The organism is Levilactobacillus yiduensis (assembly GCF_024718525.1).
GTDB classification, from domain to species: Bacteria; Bacillota; Bacilli; order Lactobacillales; family Lactobacillaceae; genus Levilactobacillus; species Levilactobacillus yiduensis.
Map to the genome: position 1 here is coordinate 258,131 of NZ_JAMXAZ010000001.1, position 14,912 is coordinate 273,042.

17 protein-coding genes are annotated in these 14,912 nt (G+C 52.5%); 1 reads left to right on the forward strand and 16 read right to left on the reverse strand.

Annotated features, from left to right (window positions below; genetic code table 11):
* Positions 1 to 15: 15 nt before the first annotated feature.
* The 5 genes from NGM66_RS01305 to NGM66_RS01325 all read right to left on the reverse strand — a co-directional run bounded on the left by NGM66_RS01305 (position 16) and on the right by NGM66_RS01325 (position 2,714).
* A complete protein-coding gene (locus NGM66_RS01305) occupies positions 16 to 546 on the reverse strand; it encodes a MarR family winged helix-turn-helix transcriptional regulator (protein WP_208908351.1) in 531 nt (176 codons plus the stop codon).
* A gap of 165 nt (positions 547 to 711) precedes the next feature.
* Positions 712 to 837: a hypothetical protein gene (locus tag NGM66_RS01310; RefSeq protein WP_258115331.1), complete on the reverse strand. Its 126-nt coding sequence runs from the start codon at positions 835 to 837 to the stop codon at positions 712 to 714.
* Between the two features lie 32 nt (positions 838 to 869).
* On the reverse strand, positions 870 to 1,577 hold the full coding sequence (locus tag NGM66_RS01315; RefSeq protein WP_208908349.1) for a hypothetical protein: 708 nt from the start codon (positions 1,575 to 1,577) through the stop codon (positions 870 to 872).
* Between the two features lie 114 nt (positions 1,578 to 1,691).
* Positions 1,692 to 2,066 carry a VOC family protein gene (locus NGM66_RS01320; RefSeq protein WP_208908347.1) on the reverse strand — a complete coding sequence of 125 codons (375 nt, stop codon included), beginning with the start codon at positions 2,064 to 2,066 and terminating at the stop codon, positions 1,692 to 1,694.
* Between the two features lie 195 nt (positions 2,067 to 2,261).
* On the reverse strand, positions 2,262 to 2,714 hold the full coding sequence (locus NGM66_RS01325) for a VOC family protein (protein ID WP_208908345.1): 453 nt from the start codon (positions 2,712 to 2,714) through the stop codon (positions 2,262 to 2,264).
* Between the two features lie 136 nt (positions 2,715 to 2,850).
* On the opposite strand from NGM66_RS01325, the gene NGM66_RS01330 reads away from it, so the two are divergent.
* Complete coding sequence (locus tag NGM66_RS01330) at positions 2,851 to 3,567, forward strand: sulfite exporter TauE/SafE family protein (RefSeq protein ID WP_208908342.1); 717 nt, start codon at positions 2,851 to 2,853, stop codon at positions 3,565 to 3,567.
* Positions 3,568 to 3,604: 37 nt separating this feature from the next.
* Here the strand turns inward: NGM66_RS01330 and NGM66_RS01335 are convergent, their stop codons facing one another.
* From NGM66_RS01335 to arcC, 11 genes are all read right to left on the reverse strand, one after another.
* Complete coding sequence (locus tag NGM66_RS01335; protein ID WP_208908340.1) at positions 3,605 to 4,993, reverse strand: MDR family MFS transporter; 1,389 nt, start codon at positions 4,991 to 4,993, stop codon at positions 3,605 to 3,607.
* A 235-nt stretch (positions 4,994 to 5,228) separates the two neighbouring features.
* Positions 5,229 to 5,993 carry an ABC transporter permease gene (locus tag NGM66_RS01340; protein ID WP_208908338.1) on the reverse strand — a complete coding sequence of 255 codons (765 nt, stop codon included), beginning with the start codon at positions 5,991 to 5,993 and terminating at the stop codon, positions 5,229 to 5,231.
* A complete protein-coding gene (locus NGM66_RS01345) occupies positions 5,986 to 6,696 on the reverse strand; it encodes an ATP-binding cassette domain-containing protein (RefSeq protein ID WP_208908336.1) in 711 nt (236 codons plus the stop codon). The genes NGM66_RS01340 and NGM66_RS01345 overlap by 8 nt, the downstream gene beginning before the upstream one ends.
* The gene (locus NGM66_RS01350) at positions 6,659 to 7,063 is read right to left on the reverse strand and encodes a GntR family transcriptional regulator (RefSeq protein ID WP_208908334.1); all 405 of its coding nucleotides are present in this window, start codon (positions 7,061 to 7,063) and stop codon (positions 6,659 to 6,661) included. The genes NGM66_RS01345 and NGM66_RS01350 overlap by 38 nt, the downstream gene beginning before the upstream one ends.
* Before the next feature lie 231 nt (positions 7,064 to 7,294).
* A complete protein-coding gene (locus tag NGM66_RS01355) occupies positions 7,295 to 8,710 on the reverse strand; it encodes an NAD(P)(+) transhydrogenase (Re/Si-specific) subunit beta (RefSeq protein WP_208908332.1) in 1,416 nt (471 codons plus the stop codon).
* The gene (locus NGM66_RS01360) at positions 8,707 to 9,021 is read right to left on the reverse strand and encodes an NAD(P) transhydrogenase subunit alpha part 2 (protein ID WP_208908330.1); all 315 of its coding nucleotides are present in this window, start codon (positions 9,019 to 9,021) and stop codon (positions 8,707 to 8,709) included. Before NGM66_RS01360 ends, NGM66_RS01355 begins: the two co-directional genes overlap by 4 nt.
* 2 nt (positions 9,022 to 9,023) lie before the next feature.
* Positions 9,024 to 10,211, reverse strand: coding sequence for an NAD(P) transhydrogenase subunit alpha (locus NGM66_RS01365; protein ID WP_258115332.1), 1,188 nt, complete (start codon positions 10,209 to 10,211; stop codon positions 9,024 to 9,026).
* A 208-nt stretch (positions 10,212 to 10,419) separates the two neighbouring features.
* Positions 10,420 to 11,076, reverse strand: coding sequence for a hypothetical protein (locus NGM66_RS01370; protein ID WP_208908326.1), 657 nt, complete (start codon positions 11,074 to 11,076; stop codon positions 10,420 to 10,422).
* 76 nt (positions 11,077 to 11,152) lie between these two features.
* A complete protein-coding gene (locus tag NGM66_RS01375) occupies positions 11,153 to 12,121 on the reverse strand; it encodes an aldo/keto reductase family protein (protein WP_208908324.1) in 969 nt (322 codons plus the stop codon).
* A 197-nt stretch (positions 12,122 to 12,318) separates the two neighbouring features.
* The gene (locus tag NGM66_RS01380; protein WP_208908322.1) at positions 12,319 to 13,866 is read right to left on the reverse strand and encodes a YfcC family protein; all 1,548 of its coding nucleotides are present in this window, start codon (positions 13,864 to 13,866) and stop codon (positions 12,319 to 12,321) included.
* Between the two features lie 111 nt (positions 13,867 to 13,977).
* Positions 13,978 to 14,907: a carbamate kinase gene (gene arcC / locus NGM66_RS01385; protein ID WP_208908320.1), complete on the reverse strand. Its 930-nt coding sequence runs from the start codon at positions 14,905 to 14,907 to the stop codon at positions 13,978 to 13,980.
* Positions 14,908 to 14,912 lie beyond the last annotated feature (5 nt).

Sequence of the window (14,912 nt, forward strand, 5' to 3'; positions counted from 1 at the left end):
CCAGCTTATCTGTTCCTAAAATCGTGGCCAACCGCCCATGGGACCGCGGCCGCGCATCCCAAAGTGTGGGTGGCCATGCCCCATCATCTCGTGCCAATCTAAGTCATCAACGTGGTGATTAAACTTCGTCAACAAGTCGGCCAATTGCGTCTGTTCTGCATCAGTCAAGCCAGCGAATAATTTTGTGGACCAGTCATCCATGCGCTCATCATATTGATCAAACATCTCACGCCCCTGTGCACTGAGCTTGACGATGACCGCGCGCTTATCCGTTTCACTGGGGACACGCTCTACCAGCTCCGCATCGACCAGCTTGGTGATCAACGCACTCACAGAACTGGGGCGAATATCCAAGATTTCTGCGATTTCAGCATTGGTCAACCCGTTAGTCGATTGGCTAAGGACCTGGAGTAAACCCATTTGTCCGCGGCCACCAGGGCCACCGTGACCCCCTAACCCCGGTTGATGACCCACCGTCATCATGAGCGCCCGATTCTGTAGTAACTTACCAAAGATTTTCATTAAATCCCGACTTTTTTCCGTCATGGCAAATAGCCTCCTCATTTCTTAATGGCATTATCTTAGCATGATAGTTAGCTTTTGTAAACTAAAACTAACTAATTACTAACTATAAAATGTCTAATCCGCATTCTACCGGATATTTAGGCCATTAAAAAAGCGAGTTTTCGCAAACCCGCTGAGTCTCTCATTTTAGTTGAAGCCGCCACCAATAACCGTGTAGGCCGCTGTTTTCCCAATCTTGTACAGGCTTGCAAAACCAGTATCGTCTCCTAAGCTATTGTCCGTATAGGTGTACGGTGTGTGCAAGTTAGTCAAGCTGACCCGGTACTGCCGGGCACCAGACTTCGCTACCCGACTGCTGGCTTGGCCTTGGTATACAACAGGACGCGACTCCCCTTGACCGTGGCCTTGGTAATCTTCACGCTCTTGGTCGGTCGCTGATCAAACGCATACGTCCACTGATAGTTTTCATATCCGGTAACCGTATGTGGATGGTTGGGATAGTATTCCAGATAACCGTCCGACGTGATTCTAACTTGATTACTGGTAATCTTAGGCACCTGGCTCAGAGCTTTCAGACCGCCACTCAACAATTGGCCGCCCCCATATGGTAGCGCGTAGACCGGTCGTTTGATTTTAGTCGCCTGAGTCGTCTTGATCTTCAAAACCAACGTCCCCTGGCCGACAGTTTTCATCTTTTTCAGAACTGCTTGCTTCAAACCGTAGCGCACGTCAGCGGTTGTGGCGCTACCCGTCTTCACCAAATACTTGCCCTGCTTAGTGGCACTAATGATCGTCCCCTTAGGCAAGGTCACCTTGCGCTGGACCGTTGCTCCCCCCTTGGCACGGTATGCTTCCAGCTTTGCAGGCGTTTTGGCCTTGAGCCGATAGTAGGTGTTTTTAAACGCCCCCTGTTGGGCTTCGTCACTATGCAACCAGGCACTACTAGAAATAGGTGTCGGATCTGCTGACTCCGTGGCAGCTTGTGCGGTAATGTTCCCACCAATACCAGCCAACACGCCAAGCGTCAATAATGCTGCAACTTGTTTTTTCATCGTTTTCTCCCCGAAATTTGACTTGAGAGGAGTATAGCATGGCGGCTACCCAAAAGATAGCAAAATCGGATCGACCCCATTAGCAGATCGATCCGCAAGAGATTTTCAGTTAAATTAGTTGTTGTCCGCATCCATCGCCTTAGCGACCGCAAAGTAAGTGCCCTCCGGATCAGGAAAACTAAAGGTCGGTTGGCCTTGGCTTTCATCAATAGGCGTTGCGGCGGCGATTTTGGCGTGCAACGCTTCGAAGTGGTCGCTAAACAATAGCAGCGACGGGACATTATCCGCGACTTCCGGCGACACCTGTTGAATAAAGGCGCGGGAGAAAAACGATAGCTCTGTTCCCGCATCCAGAGCCAAGACCACGTTGCGTGAGCCATCCGGCAACGGTGTCGTCGCGACTACTGGGAGGTCAAAAGTTTCCTGCCAAAATTTCACAACCAAATCGACGTCTCGCACGTACAGCATGATTCGCGTTTTTTGCATCATTGTCGTCCTTCCACTTGCCCTTCTGGTAACAAATTCACCAACTCCTCAGATTTTCCTAGCTATTCACTGAGAAAACAGGTACACTTAGTCATGCGGGTTTGCGCCTGCCCAGTTGCTCTGTACATTCCAGATGCAACCTATGGATCAACTGGTGCCCTCATCTCGGATTGATGAGGGCTTTTTGCTTGTCTAAAATTAGCGCTGTTCTGCCCAAGGCGAGCAGCTTAGCATCCACGTGATGCCGTATTGATCCACGATCGTCCCCATTTTGTTCCCCCAAAATTGCTGGGTGTACGGCATCTTCACGGTCACCTTGCCGGAAGCCATCAACTTGGCGTACAGGTCATCCAACGCCTGGACCGCAGTGGCGTCGGCGCTATTGATATCCAACATCACCGACACCTGATTGGACGGCTGCGTTTGCCCGCCAAATGCATCAGAAAAACTGAAGTTCAACCCTAAAATCTTAAAACCACCGTACATCGTGATGTCGGCCAGGTCAACGCCGGCTGGCACCCCAAAAATTTCAGCTTGTTTCCGATCAGGACTGAGACGGTACACATCGGTTGCCCCGAAAACTTCTTGGTAATAAGCAACCGCCGTTTTGGCATCAGCAAAGGAAAAGTAAGGCGTCGTCCGCGCATCCATTTCAAACAGCTCCTCTTCATTTTGTTAACCTCATTAAACAGGCTTACCGGCCCCCTGTCAAGCCAGGCGACCGGTTGACATCCCCGGGGACTTCCGCCACACTTAGTGTGAGAGTCTCACTAAAGGAGGAAACAATGTGACTTGGTTACTGGTCGTCATTGCCGGCTTTCTGGGCGGCTTGGTGCAGGGGCTGACGGGGTTCGGCGCTGTTATCATTATGATGATATTTTTACCCAACATTTTACCCATCGACCAAAGCGCAGGGGTCGCGGGGCTCATGATGCTGGGTAGCGTGCTCACCCTGGTGTACCGCAACCGCCACGAGATTCGGCTGAAACGCATCATCATCCCCTTTCTGATCTACGCCAGCGTGGCCAGTTGGTCCGTGCACCTGGGCCACGTGTTGGACGTTCACCTGTTGCGGATGATGCTAGGCGGGCTATTGGTGGCGTTGTCATTATATTTTTCATTTAATAAAAATTCGGGAAACACCGCCTATCCCTGGTACGTGGCCGGTGCCTTCATGATCATCTCTGGCTTCTTCAATGGCCTCTTCGGGATTGGCGGCCCCCTCATGGCGCTGTACTTTCTGTCGAAGGCCCGCTCGTTGCCACAATACCTGGCCGACCTGCAGACGTTCTTCTTGATTGACACCTTTTACATCACCACGCTGCGGGTCGCCAGCGGCATCGTGACCATGCACTTGGTTCCTTTCATCATCATTGGCATGCTGGGCGCCGTCACCGGGACCACCATCGCGGCCCACCTGTTGACCCGCCTCAACGTCGCCACGATGAAGCGCGTAATCTATGTCTTCATCGGCCTCAGTGGTCTTTATTATTTATTCATTTAAAAAAGACGCAGCCGGCGATGGTTGCGTCTTTACTTGTTCATTTCTCAGGCACTTCTCCCAACCCATCAGCCTTCCGCAATTGTCGCGCCAGCAACCAGCACACGAACACCATCACGGTCGACAACAGATAGCTGAACTTAATGCCGACCAGTTGGCTGTTCATCGACCAGTGGATGTGACTGGTACTGGTCAGACTGATGATGGCCACCAGCAGGGCCGTTCCAAATGAGGCCGCCACCTGCCGTAGCGTGTTGTAAACGGCCACACCATCGGGAATCATGGCCAGCGGTAGCATCGACCACGCGTGGGTTTGGATGGGAATCAACACCAGTACCAGCCCCAACTGACGAATCGTTTGGCCGGCGACCACGTAGGCCATCGACGAGTGACTGCCCGTGGCGCTCAGCAATAACGACCCACTCATATCAATCGTCAGACCGACCATGACCATCCGCCGGAAATTATATTTATCATAAAAGCGGCCACTCAGCGGCGAAATGATGGCCGTGCAGACCGAGCCTGGTAGTAGCGTCAGCCCTGACACAAAGGCACTCTGGTGGAACACATTTTGGACCAGCACCGGAATGATGATGGCGTTGCCGTACATCGTCACCATTAACAACATGTTGATAATCAGCGGCAAATTGAACTGCCGGTAACGAAAGACGTGGAGGTTCAGCAGCGGTTGCGGCTTGGTCCATTGGCATTTCACAAATAGCCCCAGCAAGATTGCCCCAGCCACCAACGGGACGACCCCCTTGAGTGACCAAAACGCCGTCTCACCAACGTTGGAAAAGCTGTACAGCGCCAGCGTTAAGCCCACACCGGACAGGAGTAACCCCGTTCGGTCCAGTCGCTGTTTGTTCAACTCACCCACATTTTTCAAGAATTTCGGTGCTAACGCCACGTCCACCAACATCAGTGGCAGCGTCAAACCGAATAAGTATGGCCAACTCAGATGCGTCAAAATACCCCCGGCCACGGTGGGTCCCAGGACCGGCGCCAGGTTCAACGCCAACCCGACGATGCCCATGGCGGCGCCTCGTTCGCTGGGCTTCGTGGAGGTCATGACCACGACATTGACTAACGGAATAATGATACCGGCACCCAACGCCTGGATCATCCGGCCAATGATGAGAATCGGGTAATAGGCCGCGGTGGCCCCAATCACGGACCCCACGATAAAAATCAGCGACGCCGTCAAATACAGTTGACGCGTCGTGTAGCGTTTGATCAGATACGCCGTGGTCGGAATCATCAAGGCGTTGATCAATAAGTAACCATTGTTGAGCCACTGTCCCTGGGCAGTCGTGATGTGAAACGCCCGCATGATGGCGGGTAAGGCGGTGGACATCAGCGTCTGGTTCAAGACGCTCAGGAACGCACCGACCATGATCAAGCTAAAGGAGAAGCGGTTCTTATGCATATGTAGGTAAACGACCTTCCAGAATTGAGAATTGTAAAAGCGTGCTCTATTCAGCATACTAACGATGTTTGGGCTTGTCAATGAGAGACGTAACTGCTGGTTAAATGTTGTTTGCACTGAATCAATTCGTTCAACCATCCGTTTTAGTTGAAGGCTATCACCCCGCATGACAACGCGAAAAGCGGCCACCAAGTTCCGGTGACCGCCACATGCTGTTCAGTTAATCAAGTCAAACTTAATTCGGAATCGTCTCAACCCACTTCTTCAGCAGGACCACGTTGATTACGGCTTCAATTGCGGCAATCACCAGGATACCCACAATGTTCAGGGTAAACTGCATTTGCCCGCCGGCACTCATCATACCACTCAAGTTATTGAACTCGTGGAGAATGAAGGCCGCCACCCGGACGACCAGGTAAATGACGATGATGTACAGCACCGTGTCAACGGCCCGCCGGCTGACATTTGGCAGGAAGTTGTTCGTGGCACTGACGACCAGATGAACCAGCGAAATCGTGGTCCAACCGAGGATAACCAGCGCTAGCCCCATCAGTACTAGGCCAACCATGATTGCAAAGGACTCGGCCGTCGAGTAATCTGGCCCCGTCATCCCTCGTAACAGACTTTCCAAGAACTTCACATCAATCGTGCTGGTAATCGCGTAGAGAACGACCTGCACAACGCCGAAGTAGACGTACACAAGAAATGATGATAACAAATTCGTGGTATATAATTTTGTTTCGCCAATCGGAATTAGCCGGTAAGTGTCCCGGGTATACACGTGTTCGTTGGCCACGGCCATGAAGACAAAGGCCGCAAACAAGGCTGGCCCCGACCAGGCCGCGGTCACGCCGAAGAATTCGCCGCTTTGAATCCCCCGTGTGGCCACGCTCCACAGCAGCGTCCCGGCAATCACGGCCAGTTCGGCCAAGATAATTTTATTGATGGTCCGAAATCGTTCACGACTCATCACTTGAAAGACTTTGCCAAAACTAGTCATGGCTGACGCCCCCTTCATACAAACTTTCATAATAAGCTTCGATGCCAATGCCAAATTCTTCTCGAATCGCATCACTGGCCTTATGTGCGTAAATCGTTTGGTCCTTGACGATGACCACCTCATCGAGAATTGGCGCAATCTCAGACACGTAATGGTCGGAAATGACCATGGTGGCGTCGGCCGGCTTCCATTTGATAATACTGCTAATAATCTTCTTACGACTCATGGAGTCAATCCCACTAAACGGTTCGTCCAGCAGGTATAGTTGTGTTTGCCGTGCCAGGGTCAAAGCAATGACTACCTTTTCCTTCATCCCCTTGGACAGCGCGCCCAGCTTCAGGCTGGTATCAATCTGCAAGAAAGTAACCAGCTCTTCAAAGCGTTGGCCGTCGAAGTCCGGGTAGACCAGCCGGTAAAAATTGGCGACGCGGTCCACCCGCGTGTTGCTTTTGAATCCCCGGAGCTGTTCCGTAAAGCTGACGTGACTCTTGTGATGGGCCGTGACGCTATCCCCACACACTGCAATGGTCCCGGAACCCTTGGCACTACCGGTAATCAGCCGCATCAAGGTCGTCTTCCCCGCACCGTTTTCACCGAGCAGGCCAATGATTTTGCCTGTTTCCAGCGTTAAATCAATGTCATTTAAAATGGTTTTCAGGTTGTGTTTATAAGTGAGTTGCTTGATTGCTAAGACGTTCGTCATCTTGCTGCCCCCTTTGTGCAATGAATCGTTTCAAACTATCAATAATCTGTTCATCGGTTAGGTTCAACGCATGTAATTGTTCGTAGACCCGCTCCAACTGCTCCATGACCAACTTCTCCTTTAATTGGGTAATTCGTTGTTCTTCCATCGTCACGAAATTCCCCTTTCCCCGTTTGGATTCGAGAATGCCTTCCGTAATCATTTCCCCGAGCGCCCGCTGGACGGTATTCACGTTGACTGTGAGGTCCACCGCTAACTGGCGAACGGCCGGTAACTTATCCCCGGGTTTCAGCTGACCAGTCATCATTTCATGATAAAGATAATTCTTGATTTGATAGTAAATTGGTACCTTATCATCAAATTTCATCTGTCCTGCCTCCCTAGTGTTATATTTTACTAGTACACTATAACATGAATACACAGATCTGACAAGCCAGTTGCCGTAAAATTTATCTTCACAACAGAAAAAACGCGTCCCCGCAACGTTTGCCGACTACACGACAAGCGTTATTGAGACGCGTTTCTTGCGTTCATTTGTTCTGAAATAGTGTTTGATTGGCAACAATTGAACCCCTCATGACACTGTCCCATCCATAAGTTAAGCCAAGTACTGCTTCGTCGCCGCAACGATTTCTTGCAGGCCTTTCTTAGCATCGGAGAAGAACATCTGCGTGTTGTCCATCGCAAACAGTGGGTTTTGCACACCCGCATACCCGGTACTCATGGAACGCTTGATGACGACGACCGACTTGGATTTATCGACGTCCAAAATCGGCATCCCAGAAATGGCGTTTCCACTTTCTCTGGCCAGCGGGTTCGTGACATCGTTGGCCCCGATGACCAGGGAAACGTCGGTGCTTTCAAACATTGGGTTGGCATCATCCAACTGCTTCATCTGTTCGTAAGGCACGTTGACGTCGGCCAGCAGCACGTTCATGTGCCCCGGCATCCGCCCGGCAACTGGGTGAATCGCGTAGTTGACCACGATACCTTGGTCCGTCAAGACCTTGGCGAGTTCGGCGACTTCATGTTGTGCTTGCGCGGCGGCTAACCCGTAGCCTGGCACGATCATGACGCTGTGGGCATAGGCCAGCTGTAGCCCAATGTCGTCAGCGGACGTTTCCTTCACGTCGACTGGCACATCGTTGGCCGCGGCACCGCTGTCACTGTCACCGGTTCCAAAGCCGCCCGCCAAGATATTGGCCACGGAACGGTTCATGGCATCAGCCATTTGTAAGGTCAAAATGGTTCCGGCGGCCCCGACCAAGGCCCCGGCGATGATCAGGACTTGATTGTTAATGACAAAGCCGGCAAAGGCAACGGCCAACCCAGTGAAGGCGTTTAACAGTGACACGACCACCGGCATGTCGGCCCCACCAATTGGCAAAGTCATCAGCAGACCAAAGACCAGACTCATGGCCAGCGCTAAGGTCACGTACCAAACGTTGGTCGGCAGCCCGATCATCAGGTAGGCTGACACCAAAATCGCCAGCACGACGATGATATTTAACAGGCGCGCCCCCGGAAAACTAATCGGCTTCCCAGAAACGTGACCGGACAGCTTCCCCGTGGCAATCAACGAGCCGGAGAACGTGATGCCCCCAATGATAACGTCCAGCAAGACGGGCAGCGAGAAGGCCACACTGAGCGTGGCCCCGTCGCCCTTCAAGAGGTAATCGAAGATCCCAATCGTGGCAGCGGCCCCGCCACCCACGGCGTTAAAGAGGCTGACCAGTTGGGGCACGTCGGTCATGGGCACCTTGCGCGCCTTGACAACTCCGTAGAGAATCCCCAGCGCCAGGCCCACTAACAGGACGACCCAGCCGATAGGATCGATTTTCCCTTCAACAATAATCGTCACGATGATCGTGATCACGGCCAGAAACATCCCGACCGCAGACAGGCCATTGCCCCGCCGCGCGGTCTTCGGGGACCGCATAAAGTGGACCCCCAGGACGTAGCAGACCGCCGAGACTAAATAAATTAACGAAGAAATTGTTTCTAGCGCACTCATTTCTGCTCAGCCTCCCCCTTCTTCGCGGCCGGTTTCCGGTCAAACATGCCCAACATCCGGTCGGTCACGGTGTAACCACCAGCCACGTTGACAGCGGCAAAGAAGGCCCCGAGAAAGGCCAACACGTAAAACAGCACACTGTTGGCCTCCGCGGCGATAACAAACGCCCCGACGACAACGACTCCGTGAATCGCGTTTGCCCCGGACATCATTGGCGTCTGTAGGGTCGCGGGGATTTTACTCATGACTTCAAACCCCACTAACAGACTTAAGACAAAAATCGCTAAATTCGTAAATAATTCCTGACTCATGGCTAATCAACTCCTTTACTATCAGTTGATTCCGCTGGCTTGGCGGGGTGCCGGTCGGGCAACTTCATGGCTTGCCGGACCCGGCTACTGATAATCTCGCCGTTGGTCGTTGCCAGCAGTTCACCGACCACTTCATCGTCGACATCCAAAACCAATTGGTCATCTTGGATAATGGCGTTGAGGACGGCCTGAACGTTTTTGGCAAACATGTCGGAAGCCGAAGCGGGCAACTGGCTGGCCATATCACCCGCGCCGATGATTTGGGCTTGTTGGGCCGTGGTCACGGTCTTGTCGGGCTGGGAACCGGCCACGTTGCCGCCGAGGTCGCTGGCCGCCAAGTCAATGAACAGCGTACCCGCCTTGGCCGCATCAACGGATTTCTGGGTGACTAACAATGGTGGCCGCCGTCCAGGAACCTGTGCCGTGGTAATGATGACGTCATTTTGCGCAATGAATTCAGCCAACTCGGCCTGTTGCTGGGCGGTTTCCTCCGGGGTCAATGCCCGGGCGTACCCGCCTTCACCAGTTGCCGAAACAGAGGTCGTCAGAAACGTGGCCCCCAACGATTCGACTTCACCGCGAGAAGCAGGCCGGATGTCGTAGCCAGAAACCATCGCGCCTAGCCGTTTGGCCGTTCCGATGGCTTGCAGACCCGCCACCCCGGTCCCTAGAACCAGAACCTTGGTGGGTTTAGCGGTCCCAGCGGCCGTAATCATCATTGGTAAATACCGGGAGAACCGGTCCGCGGCCAACAAGGCGGCCTTGTAGCCGGCCACACTGGCTTGCGAGCTCAGGACATCCATGCTCTGAGCCCGGGAAACGGTTCGCGGCAAGAGTTCAAATGCCAACGCATTAATTTTCTTATCCGCCAATTCCTTCACGTAGTCCAAATCCGTCAGGGGTTGTAACAACCCTAATAGGGTCTGACCAGCCTTCAGTTGGTCGACGACATCCTTACCCGGTTGGCCAATCGTGGCCAAGACGTCGGCCCCTTGAATTGCGGCTTGCCGGTCACAAATCTTAGCACCCGCGGCTTCAAAGACCGCGTCCGGGTAAAACGACCGGTCACCGGCCCCCGTTTCAATCAAGACCTGAAACTCACCTTTTACCAGTTTACGCACGACTTCTGGCGAGAGTGCGACCCGGTTTTCCCCGGGGGCCTCTCGTAAAGCAGCAATCGTTAATGACATGCCACCCATCTCCTTTTGAGAATTAGTTCACAATTTCATCATAGGTCCCCCAAGCGGCTAAAACAAGTCTAGCCGGCATAATTAATCCGTTAGTAAGGTGACCGACCAATGCGGTTAAGTCGCAATCTAGCAATCTTTTAGACCATTTGTCCATTAAAAAAAGATTCTTCAACAGTTTATTGAAGAATCTTTTCTTGACAGCCGAGTTTTAGCTTAACCAGCCGTCCATTTCGAATTTCTTGGCTTGAATGATATCGCCGGCCTGAGTCGCCAGCCTACTAGCCGTTGCACTACCGGGATGCGCCGCCACGGCAGCCCGCAACTGTGCCAGTTGATCGGCAGAAAACAGCCAGGTCAACGCCTGTTCTTGGGCTAAAATCACGTATAAATTCCAGGCAGCGCCGGCTGGTTGCGTAGCCAATAACTGCTGCAGCAGTGCATCGCGGACCCGTTGTCGGCTGGCAGCGGTGGGTTCGTAGATGACGTGGGGCTTTAAGTTATTTTGAAAAATGACCCGTTCCGTGGTCTGCTCAGCCAACGTTTCGGCCCCCAAGCCATCATAGAGGGCATTGACGATATCCCAGCTGGTGACCAACTTCAGTGCGGTCTTGAGGTGGGCATCCTGCGCCAGATCCGACCTGAGGCGAATTTTAAAGGCGTTCAGGTACTGCGGTAGCTGGTCAAAGCGCGCGGCATCGGCAATCGCCATTTGGTCGCCATTCACGGCCAGAATGCCCTGGTCGACCAGGTCCAGCACGGCGGCCAACACCAGGTAGGCCTGCGTGGTGAACCGGGTCCGCAGCATCGGTCGCTTGTCGATGTGTTCAGTCAGTAGTAAAAAATTTTTGGCGGTCGTTAAAGCCAAAATGGTCCCTCCCTTTCCCCGTGTCACGGGTGCTTACGATTAATAAGCATACCACACGGGGTGGCGAAGCCCAACTCTACCCGATCTGCCGCGAGAACTTCTTAAACCCAAATAACTGGTCGATTCGGTCATAATACTCAGCCGGAATCTCAAGGTCCAACGCCTTCAAATTATTTTGCAGTTGAGCTGGCTTGCTGGCACCGGTAATCAGACTGGAGATTCGTGAATCACGTAATCCCCAAGCTAAGGCAAACGTGGCCAGGTCGGTATCTAATTCCTGGGCCATCTTGAGCAGTGCTTCGACCTTGTCCAAATTGGCATCCGTCAACAAGGCCTTGATTTGTCCTTGATACGTGGCCCGTGAGCCTGCCGGAATGGCCTGATCCTTGCGGTATTTCCCGGTCAGCAGGCCTTGGGACAGCGGTGAAAATGGCACGACACCCAGTCCCAACTTTTCACAAACATCCAGCAACTCATGCTCGATGTAGCGGTCAAACATGTTGTATTGCGGCTGAACCACCGTCATCGGGTGCAGGCCGCGTTCTTGAATGATCAGTTGTGCTTCCAGAATTTGGACCGGCCGCCATTCACTCACGCCGTAGTACAAGATCTTGCCTTGATCCACCAAGCCGCTGAGGGTGCTCAACGTTTCTGCCAGGGGTGTTTCAGGGTCAAAGCGGTGACAGAAATACAGGTCCAGGTAGTCCGTCTGCATGTTGGTCAGCGACTGGTCGAGCGATTCCGTGATGTGCTTGCGTGAGAGACCGCGGTCGTTCACGCCGTCACCGGTCGGGAAGAACACCTTGCTGGATAGAACCAATTCCTTGCGGGGCAGCTCTTTCAACGTCTTCCCCAAGAACCGCTCGGCCGCACCACCGCTGTAAGCGTCCGCGCAGTCAAAGAAGTTGATACCCTTCTCGTAGGCCAACTTGATGCTTTGCGCCGCCAGATCCTGCTTGCTAGTGTCGCTAACGTCGGTCATCCAACTGCCCAACGCCAATTCACTGACACGTAATCCTGATTTACCTAACTGCCGATACTTCATGGATGAAGTCCTCCTTTAAATTATGTAACCGTTTTATTTGCTCATGATTTTAGTTTAGCAGTTTTTGGTAGTCGTGGCATGTGATTTATTAAACAAATTTAAAAGTATGGTATTTATCCACATAAAAAGTCGACCCGCAAGTCGACTTTTTTCGTTGCTCATCATTATTCTGAAACTGTGATAGCTGGCAGTCACCCTTAGCTCAGCATGACTTCCATGACCAGGATGGCACCACCGAAGACCAGCACGAAGGCCACCACTGGCCAAACGAACTTGAACCAGTGTGAGTACTTCATGTCCAGCATCTGCAGCGTTGCCATGACCAAACCAGTTGGTGCCAAGAAGAGCATTGCGTATTGCCCGAATTGGTAAGCGGTCACCACGGCGAACCGCGGAATGTCGACCGTATCGGCCAATGGCGCAAAGATTGGCATCGCCAGCACAGCCAATCCTGATGAGGATGGCACGATGAAGCCCAGGACGAAGAAGATCAGCATCATGACAATGATGAAGACCGAACCACTGACGTGTGCGACCAGTGATGAGGAGTATTGCAGGATGGTATCTGAGATCATCCCTTCATTCATAACCAGGTTGATGCCCCGTGCCAACCCAATGATCAGGGAAACCCCGACCAGACTGGCCGCCCCATTCGTGAAGGCATCCACAACGCCCTTTTCACCAATACCGTACTTACCGGTAGCGGTCATGAACATAATGATAATGGCAAATAACAGGAATGAGGAGGCCATGGTTGGGAACCACCAGCCCTGGGACATAACGCCCCACACCATGATTGGGAAGGTAATCACGAACAGAATCAGGATAATTTTTTTACGTAACGTGAAGTCCTGATTGCTGGTGTCGTCAGAGGAGACGGACCACATTTTATCAAAGGAACTCTTATCCTCATAGGTGTAGGAGAATGACGGGGTCGCCTTGACCTTCTTACTGTACCAGTGCAGGTAGAAGAGCACGAAGATTGCGGCAACCACTAAGCCACCGATCCGCCAACTGATCCCCTCGGTAAAGTTGATCCCAGCTGCGTTAGACGCGATAACCACGGAGAACGGGTTAATCGTGGAGAAGGCCGTCCCGACTGAACTGGAGAGGAAGATAGCCCCCACACAGACGATTGAGTCGTAGCCCATCGCAATGAAGATGGGCACCAGAATCGGGTAAAATGCCACGGCTTCTTCTTCGATCCCACAGAGCGTTCCCCCGAGGACCATCAAGATGGACACCATGAAGATCAGCATAAATTCGTGGCCCTTGGTCTTTTTCGTTAAGGCCATCAAGCCGGATTCGAAGGCCCCACTGGCTTTAACCACGCCAATTAGGCCCCCTAATACGAAGATGAACACCATAATATCAACGGCTTCGATGGTTCCCCGCACCATACTACTGGTGATGGCGCCGAGTCCCGCCGGCCGTTGCTTCAACCGGTGATACGTGTTGGGAATCGAGACTTCTTGGGTGATTCCCCCAGACGTAAATTCTTTGATATTGATCTTAACGCCCAGTTTATCCAGTTGTTCCTGGGTGGCGGGCACCTTGACCGTCTTCCCGGAAGGCCGGGAGATCTGGAGTTGTGAGCCGCTATATGATAGCTTAGAATATGAACCGGCCGGAATGATCCAAGTCGCGAAAACGGCGACGATGGTCAGAATGAATAAAATGACGAACGCGCCGGGCATTCTTAATTTGAATTTCTTTTTGGGTTTTGGTTCTACTGATGCATCCATTAAGTTCACCCCTTTAAGTGATTTGACGCTTAGCAAATGAAAAACGTGGTCCAAGAACGGGTGTCACCAACATCACCGCACGATTGGACCACGTTCCGTTAATTTAATTTCTTAGGCCTTGATCAGGGTCCCGACCTTGCCCGCTAAGGCGTCATCGAGGTGATCAAGTGACGTGATCAATGCAGTCCGACCGTTACCGGAAGCGACGAAGCCTAAGCAAGCCTCAATCTTCGGTAGCATACTGCCGGGCGCAAATTGACCTTCATCAATGTAGCGTTGCGCATCTGCGCTGGACAATTCCCGCAGTGCTTGTTGTTCTGGCTTGCCGTAATTGACGTAAACGTCATCAACGGCCGTCAAAATAATCAGTTGGTCTGCGGAAATGTTTGCGGCTAACAAGGCACTGGAGCGGTCCTTGTCAATCACTGCTGGCACGCCTTTGAGACCGTCAGCCGTGTCGACAACGGGCACCCCGCCCCCACCGCCAGCGATGACCAAGTTATCATTTTCAATCAAGTCGTTGATGCTCTTGATTTCAATGATGGCCTTCGGAAGTGGTGATGGGACAACTTGCCGGTAACCACGGCCAGCATCTTCAACGAACGTGTAGCCCTTTTCCGCCACGATTTTATCGGCGTCTTCCTTACTGTAGAAGGACCCAACCGGTTTCGTGGGATGGTCAAAGGCCGGGTCGCTTTCGTCGACTTCTACTTGCGTGACCACGGCCGCAACATCCTTTTGAATGCCTTGGCGGTGCAGTTCGTTGTGCAGGCTTTGTTGTAAATGATAGCCAATGTAGCCTTGGCTCATGGCCCCACATTCAGGGAACGGAAAGGCTGCCGTTTGGCCGTGTTCAGCGGCAAAGTTCATGCCCAAATTGATGGCGCCAACCTGGGGACCGTTGCCGTGGCTGATGACGACCTTGTGACCCGCAGCGACCAGTCCAATCAAGGACTTAGCCGTGTGTTTCACTAAATTCAATTGTTCTTCTGGAGATTTGCCCAAGGCGTTACCGCCCAAAGCAACTACGATTTTAGCCATCTGTA

Excerpts from the sequence above, each read along its gene's own strand:
- arcC (WP_208908320.1), bottom strand. The coding sequence starts at position 14,907 with ATGGCTAAAATCGTAGTTGCTTTGGGCGGTAACGCCTTGGGCAAATCT.
- NGM66_RS01380 (WP_208908322.1), bottom strand. The coding sequence starts at position 13,866 with ATGGATGCATCAGTAGAACCAAAACCCAAAAAGAAATTCAAATTAAGA.
- NGM66_RS01335 (WP_208908340.1), bottom strand. The coding sequence starts at position 4,993 with ATGCATAAGAACCGCTTCTCCTTTAGCTTGATCATGGTCGGTGCGTTC.
- NGM66_RS01315 (WP_208908349.1), bottom strand. The coding sequence starts at position 1,577 with ATGAAAAAACAAGTTGCAGCATTATTGACGCTTGGCGTGTTGGCTGGT.
- NGM66_RS01345 (WP_208908336.1), bottom strand. The coding sequence starts at position 6,696 with ATGACGAACGTCTTAGCAATCAAGCAACTCACTTATAAACACAACCTG.
- NGM66_RS01325 (WP_208908345.1), bottom strand. The coding sequence starts at position 2,714 with ATGGATGCGCGGACGACGCCTTACTTTTCCTTTGCTGATGCCAAAACG.
- NGM66_RS01340 (WP_208908338.1), bottom strand. The coding sequence starts at position 5,993 with ATGACTAGTTTTGGCAAAGTCTTTCAAGTGATGAGTCGTGAACGATTT.
- NGM66_RS01355 (WP_208908332.1), bottom strand. The coding sequence starts at position 8,710 with ATGAGTGCGCTAGAAACAATTTCTTCGTTAATTTATTTAGTCTCGGCG.
- NGM66_RS01360 (WP_208908330.1), bottom strand. The coding sequence starts at position 9,021 with ATGAGTCAGGAATTATTTACGAATTTAGCGATTTTTGTCTTAAGTCTG.
- NGM66_RS01350 (WP_208908334.1), bottom strand. The coding sequence starts at position 7,063 with ATGAAATTTGATGATAAGGTACCAATTTACTATCAAATCAAGAATTAT.
- NGM66_RS01375 (WP_208908324.1), bottom strand. The coding sequence starts at position 12,121 with ATGAAGTATCGGCAGTTAGGTAAATCAGGATTACGTGTCAGTGAATTG.
- NGM66_RS01365 (WP_258115332.1), bottom strand. The coding sequence starts at position 10,211 with ATGTCATTAACGATTGCTGCTTTACGAGAGGCCCCCGGGGAAAACCGG.
- NGM66_RS01320 (WP_208908347.1), bottom strand. The coding sequence starts at position 2,066 with ATGATGCAAAAAACGCGAATCATGCTGTACGTGCGAGACGTCGATTTG.
- NGM66_RS01305 (WP_208908351.1), bottom strand. The coding sequence starts at position 546 with ATGACGGAAAAAAGTCGGGATTTAATGAAAATCTTTGGTAAGTTACTA.